The 6,633-nt window shown below is 70.4% G+C and carries 9 protein-coding genes; 6 read left to right on the top strand and 3 right to left on the bottom strand.

The annotated features are described in order from the left end of the window. Positions 1-635, bottom strand: a 635-nt coding sequence (locus tag NS283_RS14445) for a hypothetical protein (protein WP_058597554.1), incomplete at its 3' end; no start/stop codon positions are given. A gap of 229 nt (positions 636-864) precedes the next feature. Between NS283_RS14445 and NS283_RS14440 the strand changes: the two genes are divergently transcribed. Both NS283_RS14440 and NS283_RS14435 read left to right on the top strand, forming a co-directional pair. Further along, on the top strand, positions 865-1,779 hold the full coding sequence (locus NS283_RS14440) for a helix-turn-helix domain-containing protein (protein WP_153003381.1): 915 nt from the start codon (positions 865-867) through the stop codon (positions 1,777-1,779). Between the two features lie 146 nt (positions 1,780-1,925). After that, on the top strand, positions 1,926-2,939 hold the full coding sequence (locus NS283_RS14435; RefSeq protein WP_058597552.1) for a LacI family DNA-binding transcriptional regulator: 1,014 nt from the start codon (positions 1,926-1,928) through the stop codon (positions 2,937-2,939). On the opposite strand, the gene NS283_RS14430 is transcribed toward NS283_RS14435, so the two are convergent. Beyond that, positions 2,940-3,731: a MerR family transcriptional regulator gene (locus NS283_RS14430; RefSeq protein ID WP_081317438.1), complete on the bottom strand. Its 792-nt coding sequence runs from the start codon at positions 3,729-3,731 to the stop codon at positions 2,940-2,942. Then, positions 3,724-4,236, bottom strand: coding sequence for a glycosyltransferase (locus tag NS283_RS14425; protein WP_058597550.1), 513 nt, complete (start codon positions 4,234-4,236; stop codon positions 3,724-3,726). Before NS283_RS14425 ends, NS283_RS14430 begins: the two co-directional genes overlap by 8 nt. Before the next feature lie 127 nt (positions 4,237-4,363). Between NS283_RS14425 and NS283_RS14420 the strand changes: the two genes are divergently transcribed. The 4 genes from NS283_RS14420 to NS283_RS14405 are packed head-to-tail and all read left to right on the top strand — an operon-like array spanning position 4,364 to position 6,539. Then, positions 4,364-4,948: a hypothetical protein gene (locus NS283_RS14420; RefSeq protein WP_058597549.1), complete on the top strand. Its 585-nt coding sequence runs from the start codon at positions 4,364-4,366 to the stop codon at positions 4,946-4,948. A gap of 55 nt (positions 4,949-5,003) precedes the next feature. After that, a complete protein-coding gene (locus NS283_RS14415; protein ID WP_058597548.1) occupies positions 5,004-5,627 on the top strand; it encodes a hypothetical protein in 624 nt (207 codons plus the stop codon). Then, complete coding sequence (locus NS283_RS14410; protein ID WP_058597547.1) at positions 5,624-5,926, top strand: hypothetical protein; 303 nt, start codon at positions 5,624-5,626, stop codon at positions 5,924-5,926. Before NS283_RS14415 ends, NS283_RS14410 begins: the two co-directional genes overlap by 4 nt. 58 nt (positions 5,927-5,984) lie before the next feature. Continuing rightward, entirely contained in the window at positions 5,985-6,539 is a 555-nt protein-coding gene (locus tag NS283_RS14405) for an NUDIX domain-containing protein (RefSeq protein ID WP_058597546.1), read from the top strand. The last annotated feature ends 94 nt before the right edge of the window (positions 6,540-6,633 follow it).

Genomic DNA, 6,633 nt, shown 5'->3' with positions numbered 1-6,633 from the left:
GGGGCGCAGGCGTAGAGGGATCCGTCTTTGGCGTTGCTGGCGAGGGGTGTGAGGGTGCCGCCGCTGATGCTGTAGTAGATCTTGCCGTCGCTGCCGCGGACGTAGAGGTGGGAGTTGTTCGAGGTTTCCTGGCGGGTGATCTGCGTGGCGGTGACGCCGGTGGGTAGGCCTTGGATGGGTGTGGTGACGTTGTAAGGGATGCCATCGGGGACCGTAGACGCGCTGAGAGTCGCGGTCCCGGTCGACGATCCCGAGGTCGCCGTAGAGGTAGCTGTTCCGCCTGCCGCCGGTACGTTGATGTCCGGCACCATGTACCGCCCGTTCGTCCCCGATAGCCCCGTCGCCGAGGTCGAACCGCCCGAGAACGTGTAGCCGTTCGACAGGCTCACCGTGATCGACGCCCCGGTCGTCGCCGCCCCGTTCGTGGTCACCGTCACATAGGCGCCGGTGATCGTTGAGCACGCGGTGCCGTTGTACGTGGTCTTGTCGAACGCCAGCTGCAGCGTGCCGGAGGCGGATGCCGTAGGTGTGATCGTCGCGGCGGCGATGACCGGAATGGTCCAGGCGGCGCCGGCGAGTACCGTGCGGCGGGGCAGGCCGCCGTCGACGGCGGTGGTTTCGGGGGTGTTCTCCACGGGGAAGTCCTCTCGGGGTCGGGCGATGTGCCGTGTCACATCAAGCCGTGCATCCCTGCCGGCTATGTAAGTGGTGTCGCAAGGTGGGGCGCGCTGTCGGGATGGCGCACCGGCGGGTGGATGCCGGGTGACCCCCGGAGGCGGTGGCCGAAGGACGGGGGTGAAGCGGCTTCGGCGGCGACGCCCCGCCGCTTAGAGTCGGTCGCCACGCATCGTGGAGGGAGAGCACGTGAGCGCGCCCGGTTCGCCGAGTTCTGGCCATCGCGATCCCGTATGGAACATCGCCCGCGTCCCTCTGACCGGATCAGCGGTCGCCGAGTGGTTCGCGGCGCGGGGGATGGACGTCCGCGGCGACATCGCCCCCAGCCACGCCTTCATCGATGAGGCGCAGGTCGCCGAGGTTTCGGTGCGACGCATCTGGCACACGGCTCTGAGCCTCACCCGCGCGGCGACGAGAACGGGGAGCCCGCGTGACACGCTTCTCGTGCAGGTCGCCGGTGAGGCGCGTCTCTCGCTCGGCGACGACGCGGCGGTCGCCCTCGGCCCCAACGCCGTCGTCTTCCTCCCGGGCGGCCAGGCGTTCTCACTTGTGTCCGACGAGCCGACCGCGCGCATCGAGATCGACTACCGCGCACACGACCGCGCCGCCGCCTGGGTCCACGGTGCCGGCGAGCTGGTGTCGGCGAGCATGATCCTGTCGGCCGTCAACGCCCTCTTCCACACCCCCGTTTCGGGGGGGGGGGGGGTAATCAGCGTCGCGACCGCGGTCGCGGCATCCGTCGAGGCGCTGATCGCCGCGGCGCGCGCTGAAGCCGGAGCGCTGCGCGCCTCACCCCGGGCGAGGCCGCGTGACGTCGTCGACTACGCCGACCTGTATCACCGGGCGTCGGTCGTCATCGCCTCGGGTGCGATGCACGTCGATCTCACGGTCGATCGTGTCGCTCAGCGCACGGGCGTGACGCGTCGTCAGCTGGAGCGGGCGTTCGCCGCCCACGGCCGGTCGCCCGGCCAGATGCTCCGCGAGGAGCGGCTCCGCCTCGCCCGCATGTTCCTCGCCGCGGATCCCGACTTCTCCCTGGCGAGCGTCGCGAAACTGTCGGGCTTCCCCTCGGAACGCTCGCTCGCGCACGCCCTCGCCCCGTGACCTCTGGGACGGTTTCTCTAGCGCATTTTCGGCTCGATTCGACCGCGGCAGCGTCGAGCAGCATCCGGACCGGTCCGGGGAGTACGCTCACAACGTCGCCGCTGGTGAAACGGCGCGGTCGCATCGCAGAGCCCGGGAGAAGATCGATGTCACTCACCCCCGTGCGCGGTGCTGCCACCATCGAAGAGGTCGCCGCACGAGCGGGTGTCTCGCGCTCCACCGTCTCGCGCGTCGTGAACGGCTCGACCGCGGTGTCGCCGGCCGCTCTCGACGCCGTCCAGCGAGCGATCGACGAGCTGCAGTACGTCCCGAACCGGGCCGCCCGCTCCCTCGCCAGCCGCCAGACCCGCGCGATCGCCCTCGTCATCCCCGAAGACACCGACCGCTTCTTCGGCGACCCGTTCTTCGGCTCCATCGTCGCCGGCATCTCGCAGGTGATCGGCGAGTCCGACTACGTCATGAACATGCTCATCGCGAGCGACGACGCCAGCGCGAAAGCGCTCGGTTACCTCCGCAGCGGCAGCGTCGACGGCGCGATCGTCGCTTCGCACCACACCAGCGACACTTTCATCGACCGTCTCGCCGACACCGTGCCCGTCGTCTACGGCGGGCGCCCCGCGCGTGTGCGCCCCACCGACCACTACGTCGACGTCGACAACGTGCAGGGCGGGAGGGATGCCACGCAGTACCTGCTCGACCGTGGACACCGTCGCATCGCCACCGTCGCCGGTCCCGCCGACATGCCCGCCGGCATCGACCGGTTGCAGGGGTTCCGCGACGCCCTCGCCGCCGCTGGACTCGAACCGTTCGCCGTGGAGGACGGCGGGTTCACCGAGACCGAGGGTGCCGACGCGATGCGGCGGATTCTGGCATCCGGAGACGTCCCCGACGCGGTGTTCGTGGCCAGCGACCTCATGGCCCGCGGCGCGTACACGGCCCTGCGCGAGCGGGGGCTTGAGCCCGGGCGCGACGTCGCCGTCATCGGGTTCGACGACTCGTCGGCCGCGACCTCCCTGCTCCCCGCCCTGACCACGATCCGTCAGCCGTCCCACGACCAGGGGCGACAGATGGCGCGGATGCTGCTCGACCTGCTCGCCGGGCGCGCGCCGGCGAGCACCGCGATCCTGCCGACCGAGATCATCGAGCGCGGCTCGGCCTGATCACTCCCAGGTGGCGGTGTCGGGGTCGATGCCGTGCGCGCGGGCGCTCGCCTCGATCGCGTCGCGCAGCCACACGGCGAGCCCGGGTCGCACCGCGTCGTAGTGGGCTGCGAAGCGCGGGTCGGCGGCGTACATCCGGCCGAGGTGCACCTGCATCTGGCGCGTGATCGGGAAGTACTGCGAGAACACCGCGCGATGCCGTTCGACGAGCGCGTCGGCCGTGGCGTCGCCGGGGCGGGCGCCGGCGTCGATGGCCGCGCCGAGTTCCTCGTCGAATGCTGCGACCGTTCGCGTGACGGCTTTCCAGTCGTCGGCCGAGCGAGACGCCGCCCGCTCGGCGTACTGCTGCCACTGCCGCGACCCGCCGTAGGCCTCTCGAGCTTCGGCGGGCCAGCTGGTGTCCCACCCCGGCCCGAAAGTCGCGCGCTGCTCGTCTTCGGAGAGCAGGATGCCATGCTCCTGCGCCGCGATCATGCGCTCGAGGTCCTCGTCGAGGTGCTGCAGCTGCGCGATGCGGCGCGCGAGTTGCGCCCGCTGGACGCGCAGCTGCTCGGCCACGTCTCCGCCCGGCTCGTCGAGCACCGCGCGGATGGCGTCGAGATCGAGACCGAGCTCGCGGTACACGACGATGCGGCGGAGCCGCTCGAGATCGTCGTCGGTGTAGAGCCGATACCCCGCGGCGGATCGGGCCGCGGGGCTCGCAAGCCCGATCTCGTCCCAGTGGTGCAGCGTGCGCACGGTCAGCCCGAGTTGCGCGGCCGTCTCGCCGACTGGCATCCCCTGCTCACCCATGGGAGTCATTCTCGTCGCGTCCGATGCCGACCGACTGGAGGTTTTTGCCTTCGACGGTCGTGGGATCGAACACCTTGGCCGCCGTGAAGACGACGCGCGCATTCTCGGGCGTGACGACCTCGACCTCGCGCGTGTTCCAGGGGGTATCGCGCGCCTCGGCGGCTGCCCCCACGGTGGCGAGCGACGCCAGCAGAGGGTCGATCTGGTCGAGGAGGCACGCGAAGCTCACCTGCCCCGCCGAGACCGACGCCGGCGTCTCGCCCGACACGAGAAGGACGTCTTGGAACGCCCACCGCCGCAGGTGCACCATCTGCCCCGGGATGCCGAAGAGCTCGAAGAACCCGAGACCGCGCGTCCAGAAGTCGACGGATGCCGCCAGGTCGGACGTCGGGAAGGTGACGAACTGGGGCATGCCGTAGATCCCCCGGTACAGCGGGGGTGCGATGGCATCCGGTCCCGGAGGTGGCACGGGACTGATGTCGAAAGCGTCGAAGTTCTCGTTCATGCCCCCAGGCTTGACCCTCACGTTGCGTGAGGGTCAAGTGGGTGAAGCGGCGGGCGAACCGAGCTATGTTGAGCGAAGGACAAGCGGACGGCGTGGGGAGATCGCTGCCGCGCGAAGGGGGACCGTCATGCGTCGTGCACCAATCGCCTTCACGGGGGCGCTGCTGATCGGGGCCGCCGCCCTGCTGACCGGATGCGCCTCGGGAGCCGGCGCGCCGGCCGCGAGCGACACCCCGGTCGCGTCGCCGACGGCGTCGGTTGCCTCACCGACGGCCTCGACCCCCGCGGTCCCGTCGTCATCGCCCGCTGCTCTGCCGGCATCCTGTGACGATCTCGGCACCGCCGAGACCCGCCAGCAGACCGTCGGCGACCTGACCGCGCAGCACGCCGACGGATTCGTGCGCCCGTCGCCCGTGAACGCGACGACCGTGCTGTCGTGCAACTGGATCCAGGAGGAGGCGGCGGCCGTGCTGCTCATCGTGAGCACCGCGCCGGCGGCGGACATCACGGCCGGTCTCGAGGGCTTGGGTGCACAGGGCTTCGAGTGCCAGCCGTCGCAGGACTTCGGCGCGCAGTACTGCGCGAAGCCCTCCGACACCCCCGAGACCGAGGACGTGGTGGTCGCGGGCGACGGGAAGTGGCTCTACCTCGAGACCGTCAACATCAACGCTCGGCCGTGGCTGTCGGAGATCACGTCGCAGATCTTCGGCTGACCGCACGGCCCGCCGGAGGGAGCGTACGAGGGGGAGGCGCGCGAGGGTGAGAAGAGTGATCCGCGGAGCGCTGGCCGCCGCTCTCGCCGGGCTGGTCGCGGTGACCCTGTCGGGTTGCTTCATGATCCCGCTGATCGACGGACGATCTCCGTTCGACGACCCCTTCGGCTCGAGCAAGAGCGACATCGAGAAGGCGATCCCGCCGATCCAGGCCGCGATCGACGAGAGCGGCGTCGCCGACGGCGGGGTCTGGCGCATCGTCGCCGAGCGGGGGAGCGACAACTGTGAAGGCTCCTGCCAGTTGCGCGTCGATGTGAGCATCGAGCCCGCCGACGTCGCCGACCTCGACACCACCGATCGTCCCGACCTGAACAGCTGGTACCCGAACTACGCCGTGTCGGAGGAGATGCTCCGTGCGGTGCTGGTCGCGGTGATCCCCGTCGCGGAGCGGAACCGTGTCGATGTGTCCATCGTCCCCGGGTACGGTGAGCTGTCGCCGGGCGGGTCCACGATCTCCGCCGATCTCTCCGGCGCGGTGGAGGCGCTGTTCGCGTCCCGGCCGCGCGGTGACGGCTACTCGACCCGATTCGGTGAGGGCGAGGACGGCGAGGTCGAGGCATTCACCCGCACGAAGTCCGGCGTGCTGCAGGAGATGGGTCTGGCGGAGTCGCAGGGATGAAGGACGTATGGGGATGGGCGACGATCGCGATCGTCCTCAGCGTGCCCGTCGTCTTCGCGGCGGTCGCGTATGCGGTGGGTCGTCGTCAGCGGCGGTCCGGTGCCTCCGCGATGTCGTCCGGAGGTCTGCTGGGCTTCGATGAGTTATTCCATCCCACGGCGCACGACGCGCGGATTGTATGGGAAGCGGAGCAAGAGATCCCCGTCCCCGCGCCGACGCCCGACCGCGGCCCGGGCGTGATCGAAGCGGGCGGTCGCATCACGATCGAAATCGCCCGAGACCCCACAGATTCGCGCTGACGTTCGTTCCGGCGTCACCAGTACCGTCGACAGTCCCGACCCGCGGAGAGAGCCGCCGATGCCGCACCTGCACACCCGCCCCGGCGATCACGACGCCACCGTGAGCCTCTTCATCGTCCGCGTCGACGGCCCCGAGCCGCGCTTGAGCTACCACCTGCACCGGCGCGCCCGGAAGCTCATGATGTTCGGCGGCCACGTCGAGCACGACGAGACCCCCTGGGCGGCGGTGCGGCGCGAGCTCGTCGAGGAGTCGGGATATCAGCCCGAGCAGGTGCGGCTGCTCCAGCCCGTGGTGCGCATCCGCCACCTCACCGACGCGGCCGCGCACCCCGTGCCGGTGCTGTCCTCGACCGCCTGCACCTCGGCCGACCCGGCGCACTTCCACACCGACCTGCTCTACGCCCTCGTCACCGCCGAAGAACCCGCGGGAGCCCCCGACACGGGAGAGTCGACCGACATCCGCCTGCTCACCCGCGCCGAGCTCGACGTCGTTCCCGACGACGAGATCGTCGAGATGTGGCGCGAGGCGGGGCGCTTCATCCTCGACGAGATCCTGCCCGCGTGGGAGCCGGTCGCGATGGACGAGCACCTGAGCGTCGCGCCGCTTGTATAAGCGGGGCAATCGCTCACGCGCGTCTCATACGCGCACGGCCGGTTCGCACGCGGTCACGGGGATGCTGCCTCTGGCGCGATGGGTGTTGAAGCGC

It is taken from the genome of Microbacterium testaceum (assembly GCF_001476285.1).
Classification (GTDB): Bacteria; Actinomycetota; Actinomycetes; order Actinomycetales; family Microbacteriaceae; genus Microbacterium; species Microbacterium testaceum_B.
This window is presented reverse-complemented; position numbering and strand designations above follow the sequence as displayed.